Source organism: Streptomyces sp. NRRL S-1813 (assembly GCF_000719605.1).
In the GTDB taxonomy this organism is placed as follows: domain Bacteria; phylum Actinomycetota; class Actinomycetes; order Streptomycetales; family Streptomycetaceae; genus Streptomyces; species Streptomyces decoyicus.
In genome coordinates this window covers 35978-53316 of sequence record NZ_JOHB01000042.1, presented here as the reverse complement: position 1 = coordinate 53316, position 17339 = coordinate 35978, and the positions used below count along the sequence as shown (strand labels likewise).

At 67.8% G+C, this 17339-nt stretch carries 11 protein-coding genes; 6 read left to right on the top strand and 5 right to left on the bottom strand.

The genetic code is table 11. The features are described from left to right. Together IF67_RS39805 and IF67_RS46420 are read left to right on the top strand one after the other, a co-directional pair. A partial coding sequence (locus IF67_RS39805) for a polymorphic toxin-type HINT domain-containing protein (protein WP_030992558.1) occupies positions 1-1653 on the top strand: 1653 nt, incomplete at its 5' end. Between the two features lie 25 nt (positions 1654-1678). Next, positions 1679-2113, top strand: coding sequence for a barstar family protein (locus IF67_RS46420; protein WP_078889806.1), 435 nt, complete (start codon positions 1679-1681; stop codon positions 2111-2113). 742 nt (positions 2114-2855) lie between these two features. On the opposite strand, the gene IF67_RS0134865 is transcribed toward IF67_RS46420, so the two are convergent. Then, positions 2856-4385, bottom strand: a complete 1530-nt coding sequence (locus IF67_RS0134865; protein ID WP_030992556.1) for a helix-turn-helix domain-containing protein — start codon at positions 4383-4385, stop codon at positions 2856-2858. An 88-nt stretch (positions 4386-4473) separates the two neighbouring features. Here IF67_RS0134865 and IF67_RS0134860 point away from each other — a divergent pair, with 88 nt between their 5' ends. Together IF67_RS0134860 and IF67_RS0134855 are read left to right on the top strand one after the other, a co-directional pair. After that, the gene (locus IF67_RS0134860; RefSeq protein ID WP_030992554.1) at positions 4474-5457 is read left to right on the top strand and encodes a hypothetical protein; all 984 of its coding nucleotides are present in this window, start codon (positions 4474-4476) and stop codon (positions 5455-5457) included. Between the two features lies 1 nt (position 5458). After that, complete coding sequence (locus tag IF67_RS0134855; RefSeq protein WP_030992552.1) at positions 5459-5818, top strand: GntR family transcriptional regulator; 360 nt, start codon at positions 5459-5461, stop codon at positions 5816-5818. Positions 5819-5966: 148 nt separating this feature from the next. On the opposite strand, the gene IF67_RS0134850 is transcribed toward IF67_RS0134855, so the two are convergent. Beyond that, complete coding sequence (locus IF67_RS0134850; RefSeq protein ID WP_030992549.1) at positions 5967-6851, bottom strand: sigma-70 family RNA polymerase sigma factor; 885 nt, start codon at positions 6849-6851, stop codon at positions 5967-5969. A 181-nt stretch (positions 6852-7032) separates the two neighbouring features. Next, positions 7033-7662 carry a dihydrofolate reductase family protein gene (locus IF67_RS0134845; RefSeq protein WP_030992548.1) on the bottom strand — a complete coding sequence of 210 codons (630 nt, stop codon included), beginning with the start codon at positions 7660-7662 and terminating at the stop codon, positions 7033-7035. A 425-nt stretch (positions 7663-8087) separates the two neighbouring features. On the opposite strand from IF67_RS0134845, the gene acnA reads away from it, so the two are divergent. Beyond that, positions 8088-10802, top strand: coding sequence for an aconitate hydratase AcnA (gene acnA, locus IF67_RS0134840; protein WP_030992547.1), 2715 nt, complete (start codon positions 8088-8090; stop codon positions 10800-10802). A 91-nt stretch (positions 10803-10893) separates the two neighbouring features. On the opposite strand, the gene IF67_RS0134835 is transcribed toward acnA, so the two are convergent. Continuing rightward, on the bottom strand, positions 10894-11844 hold the full coding sequence (locus IF67_RS0134835; protein ID WP_030992545.1) for an FG-GAP repeat domain-containing protein: 951 nt from the start codon (positions 11842-11844) through the stop codon (positions 10894-10896). 104 nt (positions 11845-11948) lie between these two features. Next, positions 11949-15407: a GH92 family glycosyl hydrolase gene (locus IF67_RS0134830; protein ID WP_030992544.1), complete on the bottom strand. Its 3459-nt coding sequence runs from the start codon at positions 15405-15407 to the stop codon at positions 11949-11951. 434 nt (positions 15408-15841) lie between these two features. Here IF67_RS0134830 and ngcE point away from each other — a divergent pair, with 434 nt between their 5' ends. Beyond that, on the top strand, positions 15842-17281 hold the full coding sequence (ngcE, locus tag IF67_RS0134825; RefSeq protein WP_030992542.1) for an N-acetylglucosamine/diacetylchitobiose ABC transporter substrate-binding protein: 1440 nt from the start codon (positions 15842-15844) through the stop codon (positions 17279-17281). The last annotated feature ends 58 nt before the right edge of the window (positions 17282-17339 follow it).

The window sequence follows — 17339 nt, the reverse complement described above, 5'->3', positions numbered from 1 at the left end:
GCCAACGGCAAGGGCAAGGTGCTCGCTGCGTTCGTCAGCAACGGCCAGTATGCGGCGCTGAACTCCGACGAGCAGGTCATCGCCTCCAAGCTCGTCAACGACGGCGGCGCCGAGATGAAGGCCGCGGCCAAGATCGCCCTGGCCGATTCCGCTGACGAGCTGCACGACTTCGTCCAGGTCGGCCAGTACATGTCCGACCGCAAGGACAAACTCGCCAGCACCCACATCGCCCAGATGCAGCGGCTGATCGCCGAGGCCTCCGGCGTAGCGGCCAAAGCCCGGCACAACAGCTGGAAGGCGGCAGAAGCCGCCGCCAAGGCCGGCGACGCCAAGGACGAAGCCGCCAAGGCCGCGGACGGGGCGAAGAAGTCCGCCAACCTCGCCAAACAGTACGCCGCCGACGCCGACAAGGCCGCCACCAGCGCAGAGAACAGCGCCGCCCAGGCAGCCAAGTCCGCCAAGACCGCACGCACCGCAGCCAACACGGCCGACCGCGACGCCGCCGACGCCGAAAGCTCCGCAGCCCAGGCGGAGTTCTCTGCCGACTACGCGCGTGACTCTGCCTACTTCGCCACTTCGGCAGCCGACGATGCCCGTGCCGCCGCACTCGACGCCGGAAAGAGCGCCAAGGAAGCCAACACCCTCGCCACCCAGGCATGGACGGAGGTGAAGAAGAAGCGTGAGAGCGAGGTAGCCGAAGCACGCCGCAAGGCAGAAGAAGCCCGCAAGCAACAGGAGGAGCAAAAGGCCAAGAAGCCGCACTGCGTCTCTCACACCGGCAACGAGATAGCCGGTCTCCTGCCCTGCGTCCTCGCCGGCGGCGACGTCACTCCCGTCATCGACCCCACCCTTACCGCCATGGTATGGGAAATCACCGGCCTCAACGACCTCAGGGAGTGCATCAAGAACCCTGCCTTCGGAGCCTGCACCGCCTTCGCCATTTCCGTTCTCCCGGTCGGAAAGGTGAAGCTCCTCAAGAAGCTCGGCGAAGGCATAGAAGAGAAGCGCACGGTCACCGACCTCATCGTCACGGAACACGACAAACACTTCAACGAACTCACCATCGCCACCCCCAAGGGCAACCGCCACCTCACCGCCACGAACGGGCATCCCTTCTGGTCGCCCTCACAGAACGCCTGGACCGAAGCCGCCCACTTGCGTCCTGGCATGATGCTGAGGACTGTCGACGGCAGTGCGGTCACGGTCAAGGGCAATCGCCCCTTCAGCCAGAACGCCAGGACGTACAACCTGACAGTCGATGACCTGCACACGTACTATGTGCTGGCGGGCGCGACGCCGGTCCTCGTACACAACAGCAACTGCCTGATCGGCTCCCCGCTCAAGAAGGGAATTTTCGGCCAGAGCAAGGCCGGAACTGAGCGCCGAATCAACGATGTCGTTGATTTCTACGACATGAACGGCCGACCGCCTTCCATGACGCATCAGGGCGGCAGGAGAGGTCGACCTGCCGGAGAGTACGGAAACGGCAATGGGCAACTGCCGGACAGGCCGCTCGGCTACTACACGGAGAGCGACGTTTGGCCCTCTGGTAGAGGGACGGGAAATCGAGGGGCGGAGCGTCTCGTATTCGGGGAAGACGGTGAGGTGTACTACACCTCCAATCACTACGACAATTTCATCCGGCTTCGCTGAGAAGCTGGCGGAAGGTTGAGGAAACGTGCAGTGGCGAGCGATCTCCAGTGTTATCCCAGGACTGTCTGCCCCTCCCTATTTGCTTTCAGATAGTGACCGAGGGGAAGTCACACATCGTGCAGCGGGCCAGGGATTTGAGGTTCGGTGCATCGATACCGCAGGGTTCCACTCGGAGCGTGATGCCTCTCTAGCGATTGGACGCGAGCTTGACTTTCCGAGCTACTTTCGAGGCGGCTGGGATGGGTTCTTCGACTTGCTGTCCGCCGAATTTCAGGAGAAGCCGCGTCGCCTGATTGTGGGGCTCCGGAACTCGGATGTTCTGGCGGGTCGGGACTTGCGTCTGTTCGTGAACACGTCGTGGCATCTTCAGAATGCGACAGAAACAGTCGAATCTGATGGCGGCGGTGACTGGCAGTTGGAATTCTTCTACTGGGGAGCGTGGCGCCCAGTAGGGGATTGACGCCGGCCCTGTCCGCGATCGCTGCGTCAGCGATAGTGACCTGCAGGCCCCACCGGGAGGTTCCGGTGGGGCCTGTTGGGTGTCTGACGACAGGAGTTGACGGCAACGTCAGAGGACGTGGCCCGTGCGACACGGCGGTTCGTTGCCGTCAGCGATGCCGGTCTCGGTCTGTGGAGGGCCGTCGAGTGCGATGCCAAGGGTCTCTATGGCGTCTCGCTGGAGGCGGGGTAGGGCGTGGGCGTAGACGGTGGCGGTGACGCCGAGGTGGGCGTGGCCGAGGAGTTTGCGCCGTCGCAGGGCTCCGTGCGATCGGCCGGTGGTTCGCGCCTGTGCCGGTCGCGCCGCCCTGGGACGACCCACGTCCTGCTGAGACGCCGGTGGAAGCCGAACACCGGCGGCCGAGAACCCACAGCCTTCTGGTGACGGGAAGCGCTTCCACGCCCTGCGGCACTTCTACGCCTCGGAAGAACTGGAGGCTGACGAATCGACTGTCTCTCTGGCGCGTTGGCTGGGGCTCCCCGACCCCGGGTTCACGCTGCGGAAGTACTCCCACTTTCTGCCCCGCGCCGGTGCACGGCGGAGCGTCGCCATTGACGCGATCTTCGCGTGATCATGGCAGGTCGGCCGGACGCTTGGAGCGCGGCGCGTAGCCCGCCTCGGGCCCGAAGTCCCAGAGATGCCGCCGCACCCCTCCCTGACCCGCTTCATCGCTGGTCAGACGAGGTGCGGCGGCATTCGCTCATCAAATATCCCGGAAGATCTCGATCTGCGCCCCGATCGAGTTGAGTCGCTCCGCCAGGTCCTCGTAACCCCGGTTGATGACATAGACGTTGCGCAGGACGGAGGTGCCCTCGGCGGCCATCATGGCCAGGAGGATGACGACGGCCGGGCGCAGGGCCGGGGGGCACATCATTTCCGAGGAGCGCCAGCGGGTCGGGCCGTCGACCAGGACGCGGTGCGGGTCGAGCAGCTTGACCTGGGCGCCGAGGCGGTTGAGGTCCGTCAGGTAGATGGCGCGGTTGTCGTAGACCCAGTCGTGGATGAGGGTCTGCCCCTGGGCGCTGGCCGCGATGGCCGCGAAGAAGGGGACGTTGTCGATGTTGAGGCCCGGGAAGGGCATCGGGTGGATCTTGTCCAGCGGCGCCTGGAGCTTGGAGGGGCGGACGGTCAGATCGATCAGCCGGGTACGGCCGTTGTCGGCTGCGTACTCCGCGCTGCGCTCGTGGTCCAGGCCCATCTCCTCCAGAACGGCCAGTTCGATCTCCAGGAACTCGACCGGGACCCGGCGGATCGTCAGCTCGGACTCGGTGACAACTGCCGCCGCCAGCAGGCTCATTGCTTCGACCGGGTCCTCGGACGGTGCGAAGTCCACATCGCGTTCGATGTGCGCGGCGCCGTGGACGGTGAGCGTGGTGGTGCCGATGCCGTCGACCCGGACGCCCAGTTCCTCCAGGAAGAAGCAGAGGTCCTGGACCATGTAGTTGGACGAGGCGTTGCGGATGACGGTGACGCCGTCGTGCCGGGCGGCGGCCAGCAGTGCGTTCTCCGTGACGGTGTCGCCGCGTTCGGTCAGAACGATCGCGCGCTTGGGGGCGACGCTGCGGTCCACCTCGGCGATGTAGGTGCCGTCGGTGGCGGTGATCTCCAGGCCGAAGTGGCGCAGCGCCGTCATGTGCGGGGTCACGGTCCGGGTGCCGAGATCGCAACCGCCCGCGTACGGCAGCTTGAAGTGGTCCATCCGGTGGAGCAGCGGACCGAGGAACATGATGACGCTGCGGGTGCGGCGGGCCGCCTCGGTGTCCATCGCGTCGAGGTCGAGCTCCGCGGGCGGGACGATCTCCAGGTCGTTGCCGTCGTTGATCCACCGGGTCCGCACGCCGATGCTGCCCAGCACTTCGAGGATGCGGTAGACCTCCTCAATACGGGCCACCCGGCGCAGAGTTGTGCGGCCCGCGTTGAGGAGCGTGGCGCACAGCAGCGCCACACAGGCGTTCTTGCTCGTCTTCACGTCGATGCTGCCGGACAGCCGGCGGCCGCCGACCACCCGCAGATGCATCGGCCCGGCGTAACCGAGCGAGACGATTTCACTGTCGAGTGCTTCGCCGATACGGGCGATCATCTCAAGGCTGATGTTCTGATTCCCGCGTTCGATGCGGTTGACCGCACTCTGGCTGGTGCCGAGAGCCTCGGCGAGCTGCGTCTGTGTCCAGCCACGATGCTGCCGGGCGTCACGGATGAGCCTGCCGATGCGTACGAGGTAGTCGTCTGCCATGGAGTGACCGTATCTCAGATATGAGATGGATGCTGCATTGCGACATGCCGAGTTGTTCTACTACTATGCGAACAATTGGGAGGTGGTCATGAAGAGTGTGTTGCGTTCCGCCCGGCCCTCGACCGGCCCTCTGCGGGTCCGGATCGCCATCCTGCCGTTCGTTGTCGTGATCATGGCGCTCGGCGCCCTCTATGCGGGGTTGGCCGGCCGGCTCCCCGATCCACTTGCCACGCACTTCGACGGCGACCATGCCGACGGCTTCTCGTCGGCGCACGGCTATCTGGCCGGATGCCTCGCCGTGCTCCTCGTCCTCGGCGTCGGGTCCGGCCTGTTGGTGCAGCTGCGGGTGCACACCCCCGAGGTGCCGTGGCTGATCGCCGCGTCCTACGCCACCGCCGCCGGGCTCGGTTACGTCATGTGCCTGATGCTGCTCGCCAACGTCGATGTCACCGACGCCTCGGCCGTCCGGCAACCGCAGTGGCCGGCCGCGGTGTCCCTCGGGGTGGCGCTGCTCGCCGGTGCGCTGGGACGGCTGCTCGCCGGTGCGGCACCCCCGCCGCCCCGGCGGGCACGCGGCGCGACACCCCGGCTCGACCTCCCGGCGGGCGCGACGGCCGGCTGGTCACGCACCATCAGCTCGCCCCCGCTGGTCGTGCTGGGTGTGGTGCTGCTCGGCGCCGGGCTCCTCGTGGGCATCCTCGCCGGCTGGCTCAGCAGCGCCGGACTGCTGTTCGGGGGTGCCGCGGTCCTGCCCCTGGCCTCCGTACGGGTGACCGTGGACCGGCACGGGCTGAGCCTGTCGCCCGCATTCCTGCCCTATCGTTGCCGCTTCCGGCAGATCCCTCTCGACCGCATCGCGGAGGCCGGCAGCCGCCGGATCGCCTGCTTCGCCGAGTTCGGCGGCTGGGGCTACCGCATCCGGGCCGGCGGCAGCGGCCTCGTACTGCGCTCGGGTGAGGGCATCGTGGTCCGGCTGACCAACGGCAAGGAGTTCGTGGTGACGGTCGATGATGCCGCGACCGCCGTCGCGCTGCTCAATACGTACACGGACCGCGCACGGCAAGGAGGCTGAGGTGCTCTTCCGGGTGGACCCGGGCTCGTCCGTCCCGCTCGGCGACCAGATCGCGGCCTCGGTCCGCGGCGCCATCGCCGACGGCACGGTGGACTCCGGGGAGCGGCTGCCTGCCGCCCGGGCGCTCGCCGCCTCGCTCGGTGTGAACGTACACACCGTGCTGCGCGGCTATCAGCGCCTCAAGGAGGAGGGGCTGATCGAACTCCGGCGCGGCCGCGGTGCGGTGGTCACCGGCGCCGCGTCCCCCGCCCGCGCCCGCCTCGGCGAGACCGCCCAGCGACTGATCGCCGAGGCCCGCAACCTGGGCCTCTCCGACGAGGAGATCGTGACGGTGGTGCGTACGGGGCTGACGGGGCGGTGAGGCAGTGGGGTGCCAACCCGGGGCGGTGAGGCGGGGAGGGGTGCCGGCCGGGGCGGGTGACGTCGGACATGTGCCCTCACCCCGATTTGCCGCGTGAGCACGCGCCTCTCCCGTACCGGACCCGCCGCACCCGCCCGGAGGCGCGTGGTCAGTCGTCGAGGATCGTCAGATCCAGCCGGCTCAGCCGTGCGAGGTCGGCGAGGATGTTGATCTCGACGATCTTCCCGTGCGCGAGGGTGAAGCCCATGACGGAGAACGGCCGCCCGCCCCGCGCCGTGACGAGTCCCGGCGCGCCGTTGACCAGCGCCGGCCGGGCGAAGGCAGCGAACCGGGAGAAGGTGAGCGCCTGCTCGACCACCGCGCGGGCCCCGCGGACCAGCTTCGATACGCCTTCGGGCGCGTCGCCGGCGTCGGCGCGCAGCACGACGTCCGGGTCGAGGACCGCGAGCAGCGCCTCGAAGTCGCCACCGCGCGAGGCGGCGAGGAAGGCGTCGACCACTTCCCGCTGACGGGCGAGATCGGTGTCGGGGGCCGGGGCGACGCCCTGGACGCGGCGCCGGGCGCGGCTGGCGAGCTGCCGGGCGGCGGCCGGGGTGCGGTCGACGAGGGGCGCGATCTCGTCGAAGGGCATCGCGAACATGTCGTGCAGCACGAAGGCGAGCCGTTCGACGGGGGTGAGGGTCTCCAGCACGACGAGCAGCGCGAGCCCGACCGAGTCGGCCAGCAGCGCCTCCTGCTCCGGGTCGACGGTGTCCAGGCGGCCCACGACCGGCTCGGGGACATGGAAGTCGAGCGGATCCTCCCGCCGCGCCTTGCGCATCCGCAGCTGGTCCAGGCACACCCGCCCGACGATCGTCGTCAGCCAGCCGCCCAGGTTCTCCACACCGCTCACCCCGGAGCGGCTCAGCCGCAGCCACGCCTCCTGGACGGCGTCGTCGGCCTCGCTCACCGAGCCGAGCATGCGGTAGGCCACGGCCCGCAGATGACTCCGGTTCTCCTCGAACCGCGCCGCCAGCCACTCGTGGTCGTTCATGGGTTTCATTCCTCCCCCGTCGAGGTCCGTCACAGCAATGACGGATGCGATGAGCCGGATGTGACGAGGGGAAGCCGTGGATGGTGCGGGCCTGCCCACGGTCTCGGCCGCCGACGTCCTGCCGGCGCGCCCGCTGCCGTGATCAGCAGGGCACGTCGACGTCGCGCCTTCTTACTCCTGCTCACTCCTGCTCGTCCAGCATGAAGGACCCGTACTCGGGCTTCCCCGCCCGTTCGTAGGCGCAGTACTGCACGCCCACGCTGGTGGTGCGGGATGCCGTGAGCGTCCAGGCGGCAGGGGCGGCGCCCTCGGCGAAGAGCCGCTTGCCGGTGCCGATGATCACGGGATTGACGAGCAGCCGGTACTCGTCGACGAGGTCGTGCCGCTGAAGGGTGCGGATGAGGTCGCTGCTGCCCTGCGTCATGATCACGCCGTCGAGCTGCCCCTTGAGCTGTGCGACGGCCTCCGCGGCCTCGCCCTTCAGCAGATGGGAGTTGTGCCACTCCAGGCTGGTCCGGGTGCGCGAGGCGACGTACTTGGGCATGGCATTGAGCTTCACGGCGATCGGGTCGTTCTCGTCGGTGACGCGGGGCCAGTGGGCGGCGAAGATGTCGTAGGTCTTCCGGCCGAGCAGGAGATGGTCGGCGGTCCGCTCGAAGACTCCCGTCATGAGGTCCATGAAGTCGTCGTCGACGTAGGGGACCTGCCAGCCGCCGTGCTCGAAGCCTGCGTCGACGTCCTCGCCCGGACCGCCGGGGGCCTGCATGACGCCGTCCAGGGTGACGAACGCGGTGACGATCAGTTTGCTCATGGTGCTGCCTTTCGGGTGCGGAAGCTGTCTGCACCCGGATGGACTCCCGGGCGGGCGGAAACTCATCGCCCGACGCGCGAACGGCCGGGTCCGGGGACATTCCGTGACCAGTGTCCCGCCACACGTCCTTGACCGTCTCCGAGTGAAGGCTGTCGATCGCACCGGCAGACGATGCTGACCAGCAGCGGAACCGGGCAAAGGCTAGTGGGTCCGGTCACCATTGGTGAGACGGGTCAGCTCGGGGCATGACCAGGTCGCAACGATGTACTAGAGTTATCTCGACATCGAGATATCTGCCGAGAGGCGTACCGCTGCCGCGCCAGTAAGGCTTGCCTAAGTTAGGCATACCTTAGCGGATGGGGCAAGAAGCTGTGACGGCAGCATTGCGGTGGTACGCGCGAATTTCATGCATGAAGGAGACTGTCGTGTCGGCGAACAGCTTCGACGCCCGCAGCACGCTGCAGGTGGGCGACGAGTCGTACGAGATCTTCCGGCTGGACAAGGTCGAAGGCGCCGCGCGTCTTCCCTACAGCCTGAAGGTGCTGCTGGAGAACCTGCTCCGCACCGAGGACGGCGCGAACATCACCGCCGACCACATCCGGGCGCTCGGTGGCTGGGACTCGCAGGCCCAGCCCAGCCAGGAGATCCAGTTCACGCCGGCCCGCGTGATCATGCAGGACTTCACCGGCGTGCCCTGTGTCGTGGACCTCGCGACCATGCGTGAGGCCGTGAAGGAGCTGGGCGGCGACCCGGCGAAGATCAACCCGCTGGCGCCGGCCGAGCTGGTCATCGACCACTCCGTCATCGCCGACAAGTTCGGCACGAAGGAAGCCTTCGGCCAGAACGTGGAGCTGGAGTACGGCCGCAACAAGGAGCGCTACCAGTTCCTGCGCTGGGGCCAGACCGCGTTCGACGAGTTCAAGGTCGTCCCGCCCGGCACCGGCATCGTCCACCAGGTGAACATCGAGCACCTGGCCCGCACGGTCATGGTGCGAAACGGCCAGGCCTACCCCGACACCCTCGTCGGCACCGACTCGCACACCACCATGGTCAACGGCCTCGGTGTGCTGGGCTGGGGCGTCGGCGGCATCGAGGCCGAGGCCGCGATGCTCGGTCAGCCCGTCTCCATGCTCATCCCGCGCGTCGTCGGCTTCAAGCTGACCGGTGAGCTCAAGCCGGGCACCACCGCCACCGACCTCGTGCTGACCATCACCGAGATGCTGCGCAAGCACGGTGTCGTCGGCAAGTTCGTCGAGTTCTACGGCGAGGGCGTCGCCACCACGTCGCTGGCCAACCGCGCCACCATCGGCAACATGTCGCCCGAGTTCGGCTCCACCGCCGCGATCTTCCCGATCGACGACGAGACCCTGAAGTACCTGCGCCTGACCGGCCGCGACGAGCAGCAGGTCGCGCTCGTCGAGGCGTACGCCAAGGAGCAGGGCCTCTGGCTCGACCCGGCCGCCGAGCCCGACTTCTCCGAGAAGCTGGAGCTGGACCTGGCGACGGTCGTCCCGTCGATCGCCGGCCCGAAGCGTCCGCAGGACCGCATCGTCCTCGCCAACGCCGCCGAGAAGTTCACGCAGGACGTGCGCAACTACGTCGAGGACGACGACGAGGCGGGCAAGGAGTCCTTCCCGGCCTCCGACGCCCCGGCCTCCAGCAACGGTGTGCCGACCCGTCCCACCACGGTCACCGCCCCCGACGGCTCGACCTACGAGATCGACCACGGTGCGGTGACGGTCGCGGCCATCACCTCCTGCACCAACACCTCGAACCCGTACGTCATGGTTGCCGCCGCGCTGGTCGCGAAGAAGGCCGTGGAGAAGGGCCTGACCCGCAAGCCGTGGGTCAAGACCACGCTCGCCCCGGGCTCCAAGGTCGTCACCGACTACTTCGACAAGGCGGGCCTGACCCCGTACCTTGACAAGGCCGGCTTCAACCTCGTCGGCTACGGCTGCACCACCTGCATCGGCAACTCCGGCCCGCTGCCGGAGGAGGTCTCCAAGGCCGTCAACGAGCACGACCTGGCCGTCACCTCGGTGCTCTCCGGCAACCGCAACTTCGAGGGCCGGATCAACCCCGACGTCAAGATGAACTACCTGGCGTCCCCGCCGCTGGTCGTCGCGTACGCCCTCGCGGGTTCCATGAAGGTGAACATCACCAAGGACGCGCTGGGCACCGACACCGAGGGCAACCCGGTCTTCCTGAAGGACATCTGGCCGACCGAGGCCGAGGTCAACGACGTCGTGGCCAACGCCATCGGCGAGGACATGTTCAACAAGTCCTACCAGGACGTCTTCGCGGGCGACGCCCAGTGGCAGGCGCTGTCGATCCCGACCGGCAACACCTTCGAGTGGGACCCGCAGTCCACTTACGTGCGCAAGCCCCCGTACTTCGAGGGCATGACGATGGAGACCACCCCGGTCTCGGACATCTCCGGCGCCCGGGTGCTGGCGAAGCTGGGCGACTCGGTCACAACCGACCACATCTCCCCGGCCGGTGCGATCAAGGCCGACACCCCGGCCGGTCAGTACCTCACCGAGCACGGCGTCGAGCGTCGCGACTTCAACTCCTACGGCTCGCGCCGTGGTAACCACGAGGTCATGATCCGCGGCACCTTCGCCAACATCCGCCTGCGCAACCAGATCGCGCCGGGCACCGAGGGCGGCTACACCCGCGACTTCACCCAGGACGGCGCGCCGGTCTCGTTCATCTACGACGCCTCGCAGAACTACCAGGCGGCCGGCACCCCGCTGGTCATCCTGGCCGGCAAGGAGTACGGCTCCGGTTCGTCCCGCGACTGGGCGGCCAAGGGCACCGCGCTGCTCGGCGTCAAGGCCGTCATCGCCGAGTCCTACGAGCGCATCCACCGCTCGAACCTCATCGGCATGGGCGTCCTGCCGCTCCAGTTCCCGGAGGGCACGTCCGCCGAGTCGCTCGGCCTGACCGGTGAGGAGACCTTCTCCTTCTCCGGCGTGACCGAGCTGAACAACGGCACCACGCCGCGCACCGTCAAGGTGACCACCGACAGCGGTGTCGAGTTCGACGCGGTCGTCCGCATCGACACCCCCGGCGAGGCGGACTACTACCGCAACGGCGGCATCATGCAGTACGTGCTGCGCTCGCTGATCCGTAAGTGAGCAGGGCCGCCGGCTGACGGCCGCCGGTACGGGACGGGCCGCACCCCCTCGGTCGAGGGAGTGCGGCCCGTCCGCGTGTCCGCGCCCGGTCTCAGAAGATCAGGCGGTAGCTGCCGAAGTTCCCGCGGGCCTTGACGGGCTTGGCGAACGGCGCGGACTCCTTGCCGGTGCCCTGGTAGATGTAGAGCGTGCCGTTGCCGGCGCGGGCCAGCAGATCGGCGGTGCCGTCCCGGTCCACATCACCACTGGAGTGCAGGTAGTTGTAAGTGTTCCAGCCGGCGCCGACCTTCTTACGGGCCGCGAACGGCGCCTTGGCGTTTCCGGTGCCCTGGTAGAGCCACAGCACCCCGGCCTTGTCCTTGGCGACGAGGTCGGCCCGGCCGTCGCCGGTGAGGTCCCCCTGACCGGCGAGCTGGGTGTAGCCGCCCCAGCCGGCGCCGACCCGCACCCGGGGAGTCACCGTGCCGTCGGGGCGGGCCAGGTAGATCCACAGCGCCCCGGCCTTGTCGACGGCGAGGATGTCCGACTCCCTGGCGCCGCCGAGGTTGCCGGGCGAGACGACCTTGGCGTAGGTCTGCCAGCCGCCGCCGATCTGCCGGGTTTTCACGTTCCCCTGCGCGTTCGTGTACGTGTAGGAGAGGTCGCCGGCGAAGGTCCAGTAGTACGTCGCGTCGGCGTAGCCGTTCTTGTCGTGGTCGACCTGCGCCGCGGCCTTGAGGTACTTGAAGTCCCCGATGTCGTCGCCGTCGAAGATCTTGTCGCGCGGACCGAAGTTCCCCGCGCGGTCCGGCGCGTACATGAAGAGGCTGCCGTCCCGCTCCACTCCGTCCACGACGAAGAAGAACGGGGTGTTGTAGACCGTGCCGGACGCGGCCCCTGACCGCTCCGGGGTCTCCACGGCCTTGAGCCGGGGGCCCGCAGAAGGCGTGGGCCCGTCGGCCAGCGCGGTGCCCGTGGCCGTGCCCGCCAGGGTCGCGGCGAGTGCCACGGTGGCGAGTCCGGTGAGGACGCGCCCGCGCTTGCGGCCGAAGGAAAAAGTCACCTATGTCTCCAGAGATTCAGACAACAGACGCGACGCGCCCCCATAAGGGACGCGTCGCGTGATCATCTGAATAGTTCCACAGGAACTTGACAAGTCAACTGGCTTTATGGCGCCCCGAGTAGCTCGATCTCGGCGAGCGTGCCCTTGTCGTCGGGCACCAGCCGGTAGTGCGGGTAGCTGCCCGGCCGGTCGATCGCGAAGACACGGGTCTGGCGGTCCCAGGTGAAGGACTCGCCCTCGCGGTGGTCCAGCCGCGTCCACCGCTCACTGTCCCGGGAGCCCTCCAGCGTCCAGCCGGCCGGTGCCGAGGCACGGTCCGCCGAGGTGAGGGTGTACGACGTGACCCGGGCGGGCCGGGGGAGGTCCACCGGGGCGCCGGTCAGTTCGGCCGCACTGTCGGAGGTGTTGTCGAAGAGCGGGCCGCCGCCGGGTCCGGTCACGTCCCCGGGCGGGGAGGGCACCTTGTCGTCCTGGGTGAGCGACGTCGGGGCGGCGTGCGCTCCGGTGCCCCAGGCGGACGGCCGGTCGCCCATCGTGAAGTCCAGGGTGCCGCCGCGGGCGAGGAGCCGGTGCGGCAGGGCAGTGGAATTCCAGGGTTTGCCGTTCACCCGGAGGCCTTGGACGTAGACGTTGCGCGCGTTGTTGCGCGGCGCCTTGATGGTGAGATCCCGGCCGTTTTCCAGGTGGACCGTGGCCTTGGTGAACAGCGGGGAGCCCACCGCGTATTCGCCCTGTCCCATCACCAGCGGATAGAAGCCGAGCGAGCTGAAGACGTACCACGCGGACATCTCGCCGTTGTCCTCGTCGCCCGGATATCCCTGGCCGATCTCGCTGCCGAGGTAGAGCCGGGACATCGCCTCGCGGACCTTTTCCTGGGTCTTCCAGGGCCGGCCGGCCGCGTCGTACATGTAGCCGATGTGGTGCGAGGGCTGATTGCTGTGCCCGTACATGCCCATACGGGTGTCGCGGGCCTCGGTCATTTCATGGATCACATCGCCGTACGAGCCGGCGAATTCCTTGGATGCGGTCTCGGGGGTGGAGAAGTACGCATCCAGCTTCTTGGCCAGGCCGGAGCGGCCGCCGTAGAGGTTGGCCAGGCCCCGGGTGTCCTGCGGCGCGGTGAAGGCGAAGGTCCAGGCGTTGGTCTCGGTGTAGTCGTTGCCCCAGACCCGGGGGTCGAAGCTGCCCGGCGGCAGCCGCCAGTCGCCCCGGCCGTCCTTGCCCTGGAAGAAGCCGACCTTGTCGTCGAAGAGCTTGACGTAGTTCTGGGCACGGCCCAGGAAATAAGCGGATTCTTCCTTGTAGCGGGGCTTTTTGGTCTTCTCATAGAGCGCCTTGCCCATGCGGGCGATGCCGAAGTCGTTGAGATAGCCCTCCAGCGCCCAGGACATGCCTTCGCGGGTGTCGGTGCTCGTGTACCCGAGGAAGGGGGAGGTGTTCATTCCCTTGCGGCCGACGCCGGGGTCCGGCGGGGCGACGGTGGCGTTCTTGACGGCCGCGGCATAGGCCGCCTCGGCGTCGAATTCCACCCCCTTGGCGTAGGCGTCGGCGAACGCCACATCGGAACTCGTCCCGGTCATCAGATCCGCATAGCCGGGCGAGGACCAGCGGGAGATCCAGCCGCCGTCCTTGTACTGCTGGACGAAGCCGTCGACCATTTTCCCGGCCCGTTTCGGGGTGAGCAGGGAGTAGGCGGGCCAGGTGGTCCGGTAGGTGTCCCAGAAGCCGTTGTTGACGTACACCTCACCGTCGACGATCTTGGAGCCGGTGTGCGTCGGGGTGTCCTGGCCCGTCTGCGGGGAGAAGGGGCTGGCGTAACGGCTGCGTGAACCGGCCTTCTCGAAACCGGAGTTGGGGTAGAGGTAGAGGCGGTAGAGGTTGGAGTAGAGGGTGGTGAGCTGGTCGCGGCTCGCGCCCTGGACCTCGATCCGGCCCAGCAGGTCGTCCCACTGCGACTGCGCCCGGTCCCTGACGCCGGCGAAGGTCGCGCCGGCCGGGATCTCCCGGGACAGATTCGCCTTCGCCTGGTCCACGCTGATCAAAGAGGTGGCGATCCGCATGGTCACGGTGCGGTCCGCCCCGGGCTTGAAGCGGAGATAGCCGGTGACGTCCTTGCCCCCGGTGCAAGCACCGGCTCCACTGGAACGGCTGACGCCGCACCCCCCGTTGGCGAGCCTGCCGCCGCCGGTGACCGGGGCGTCGAAGACGCCGTAGACGAAGAGCCGGGTGGCGCCGACCGACAGCCCGCTCCTGACGTCCGAGAAGCCGGTGACGATCCCGCGCCCGGTGTCCAGGCTCAGCCCGCCCTTGTTGTTGACGTTGTCGAAGATCAGGCTCGCCCGGTCGCCGGGGAAGGTGAAGCGCATCAGCGCGGCGTGATCGGTCGGGGTGATCTCCGTCTTGAGGCCGTTGTCGAAGGTCACGCCGTAGTAGTGCGGCTTCGCGGTCTCGTTGGCGTGGTGGAACGGCAGCGCACGGCCGGTGCGCGAGGCGTCCGGGGTGCCGGCCACGGCGGACGGCATGACCTGGAAGGTCTGCCGGTCTCCCATCCACGGGCTCGGCTCATGGCTGGCGCTGAAGGCCTGGAGGGTGGGGAGGTTGTCGGCGTTGTTCTTCCGCGCGTATTCGTAGAGCCAGTCGGCGGAGCCCGCGTTGGTGACCGGGGTCCAGAAGTTGAAGCCGTTGGGGACGGCGGTGGCCGGGAAGGTGTTGCCGCGCGAGAAGCTGCCGCTGGAGAGCGTGCCGCGGGTGGTGACGGCGTAGTCGGAGAGGTGCGCGAGCGGCTTGTCCGGGGCCTTGGGGCCGAGGGTGATGTCATCGACCCAGCCACGGAAGGCCGGTGCGGTCCGCGGAGCCCTGGGAGCGTCGTAGGCGACCAGGATCCGGTCGACGGTCTTGCCGGCGGCGACCGCCCCGATCCGCGACTCCCGGTTGTTCCACTGGTTGGCGTAGAGCGTCTTGGAGGCGGCCTGGCCCTGCGGTGTCAGCGGCGCGCCGTGCTGGTCGACGGCGGACAGCTCGCTGAGGTAGGTGCCGTCGGTGAAGGCCAGGTCGAGCGAGGTGTGGGTCGCCGGATAGTCCGGATCGCTCTTCGCCATCTCGGGGAAGAGCTTGTACGAGAGCGAAGTGGCCGCGGTGACGGGGAGATCGACGTCGAAGATCTTGTTGTACGAGTAGCCGTGGCCGTCCGCCGTGTGGGTGCCGGCGTAGCGCAGCGCATGGGTGCCGCTGAAGCCGGCGTGTGTCTTGGCGGTGGGGGAGTCGCCGGGGCCGGAGTCGGTCCCGGTACTCATGCCGGGCGCCCCGGGGGTGGTCTCCGGGCCGACGCCGGAGGTCCTGGGCCGTCCGTCGGTGCCGGTGTCGACGGTGTCGGTCCAGTCCGGCCGTGGGTCGCCGGATTCGAAGGAGGAGCGGAACTCCGTTGCCCCCTGGGGCTTTCGGGGCGGTGCGGCCTGAGCCGCACCCGCCGGGCCTTGCACGGTGATGACGAGCAGAGCGGCCGCCACGAGGGCGGCGGGGCGGGTGATACCCCGCAGTGGACGGTGCCGGTGTCTGAGCCGCACGCGAGCCCTCTCAACGAGATTGACATCGTTGTCAGTTACATGGCGCCAAGATAAACAGAGATAAGTAAGGTGCGTGGGGACTTTGGTGTCAAGGGTGCCGCTGAGATTCGTGGGCCGCCGTGTCGCCGGGCGGCCCGGCAGGGTGACATCCGGCGAATCCCCGCGCATGGCGGGGAGGTCTCAACTAGGGAAAGACTGCTGTCCAACCCTGCATTCGATCTTGCCCCTGCGGCCGGAAGTGGACTATACCTGTCGCGTCCGACCGGCCGTACGACCACGGCCGTGGATCCGGGGGGAAGGCGGGAACGGATGACTGCCCCGCATTTCTCTAGCACGCCCGGTGCACATCCCGTACAACTCAGCTTCATCTGACCCGCGGTGCCGGGGTGGCTCCGGTACACCGCCTGAGTCCTGAAGAAGGCGAGGACTTGAGCATGGGATCCACCTCTGAATTCAACCGTCGTGATCTGGTCAAACGGGCCGCGGCCCTGGGGATCATCGCCGTCCCGTCGATGGGAGTGCTGTCGGCGTGTGCCGGCGGCGGCGACAGCGGCGATAACAAGGTCGAAAAAGGCAAGAAGTCGGCCAAGAATCCGCTTGCGGTCAATGACTCGGCCGGCCTCGATGTGGTCATCTTCGACGGCGGATTCGGCGACAAGTACGCCAAGGACGCACAGGGCGAGTACATCAAGTCCTTCCCGAAGGCCGACGGCAAGGTCAAGCTCTCCTCGACCCAGAAGATCCAGTCGACGCTCCAGCCGCGCTTCAACGGCGGAAACCCCCCGGACCTCGTCGACAACTCCGGTGCGGAGCAGATGGATTTTGGCACGCTGGTGGCCAAGGACCAGCTGACCGACCTCACGGCACTCCTCGATGCCCCCTCTGTCGACGACCCGGACAAGAAGGTGCGCGACACCCTGCGCCCCGGTGTCGTCGAAATGGGCCAGTTCGGCGGCAAGGAAACCTGGATCCTCTACTACGCGTACACGGTCTACGGCGTCTGGTACTCCAAGGGCAATCTGGCGAAGCTGGACGCGGAATATCCGGAGACCTGGGACGACATGCTCGCCCTCTGCGCCAAGGCCAAGAAGAAGGGCGTGGCCGGCTGGACCTACCCGGGCAAGTACCCGTACTACTTCCCCTTCAGCCTCTACCCGTTCATCGGCAAGATCGGTGGTGAAGAGGTCCTGCGGAAGATCGACAATCTGGAGCCGAACGCCTGGAAGGACCCGGCGGTCAAGGCGGCCTTCGAGGCCTACTACGAGCTCTACAAGAAGGGCTATGTCCTCAAGGGCTCGCCCGGCCTGGACCACCTCCAGTCGCAGAAGGCGTGGGCCGAGGGCAAGGCGCTGTTCATCCCCAACGGCTCCTGGGTGGAGAACGAGTCGGCCAAGCAGATCGCGAAGAACCCGCACTTCGATCTCGCGGTCGGCGCCCCGTCCAGCCTGTCGGCCTCCGACAAAATGCCGTACGGCACCATCTGGGCCTCGGGCGGCGAACCGTACATCGTTCCGCGCAAGGCCCGGAACGCCGAGGGCGGTATGGAACTGCTGCGCATCATGCTCAGCAAGAAGTCCTCGCAGAATTTCATCAAGCAGGTCTCCTCGCTCACCTCGCTCAACGGCGGCACCGAGGGGCTGAAGCTCCCGCCGGGCCTGGCATCGGCGCAGGTGGTGCTGCAGAAGGCCGGCCAGAACATCGTCAATCCGCGGATGCAGGACTGGTACGTGGCGCTCCAGAAGGAGCGGATCGGCGTGGGTGCGCTGGGCGAGATGATGGCCGGCCGGATGACGCCCGACGAGGCCATCAAGAAGATCCAGAAGTACGCGGACGACACCCGCGACGACTCCAGCGTCAAGAAGTACAAGCGCTGACCGACAAGTTCGTGGGGGCACCTCCCGGCGTGGGCCGGGGGCGCGCCACCGGCGGTGG

Excerpts from the sequence above, each read along its gene's own strand:
- IF67_RS0134845 (WP_030992548.1), bottom strand. The coding sequence starts at position 7,662 with ATGAGCAAACTGATCGTCACCGCGTTCGTCACCCTGGACGGCGTCATG.
- IF67_RS0134865 (WP_030992556.1), bottom strand. The coding sequence starts at position 4,385 with ATGGCAGACGACTACCTCGTACGCATCGGCAGGCTCATCCGTGACGCC.
- ngcE (WP_030992542.1), top strand. The coding sequence starts at position 15,842 with ATGGGATCCACCTCTGAATTCAACCGTCGTGATCTGGTCAAACGGGCC.
- IF67_RS0134850 (WP_030992549.1), bottom strand. The coding sequence starts at position 6,851 with ATGAACGACCACGAGTGGCTGGCGGCGCGGTTCGAGGAGAACCGGAGT.
- IF67_RS0134860 (WP_030992554.1), top strand. The coding sequence starts at position 4,474 with ATGAAGAGTGTGTTGCGTTCCGCCCGGCCCTCGACCGGCCCTCTGCGG.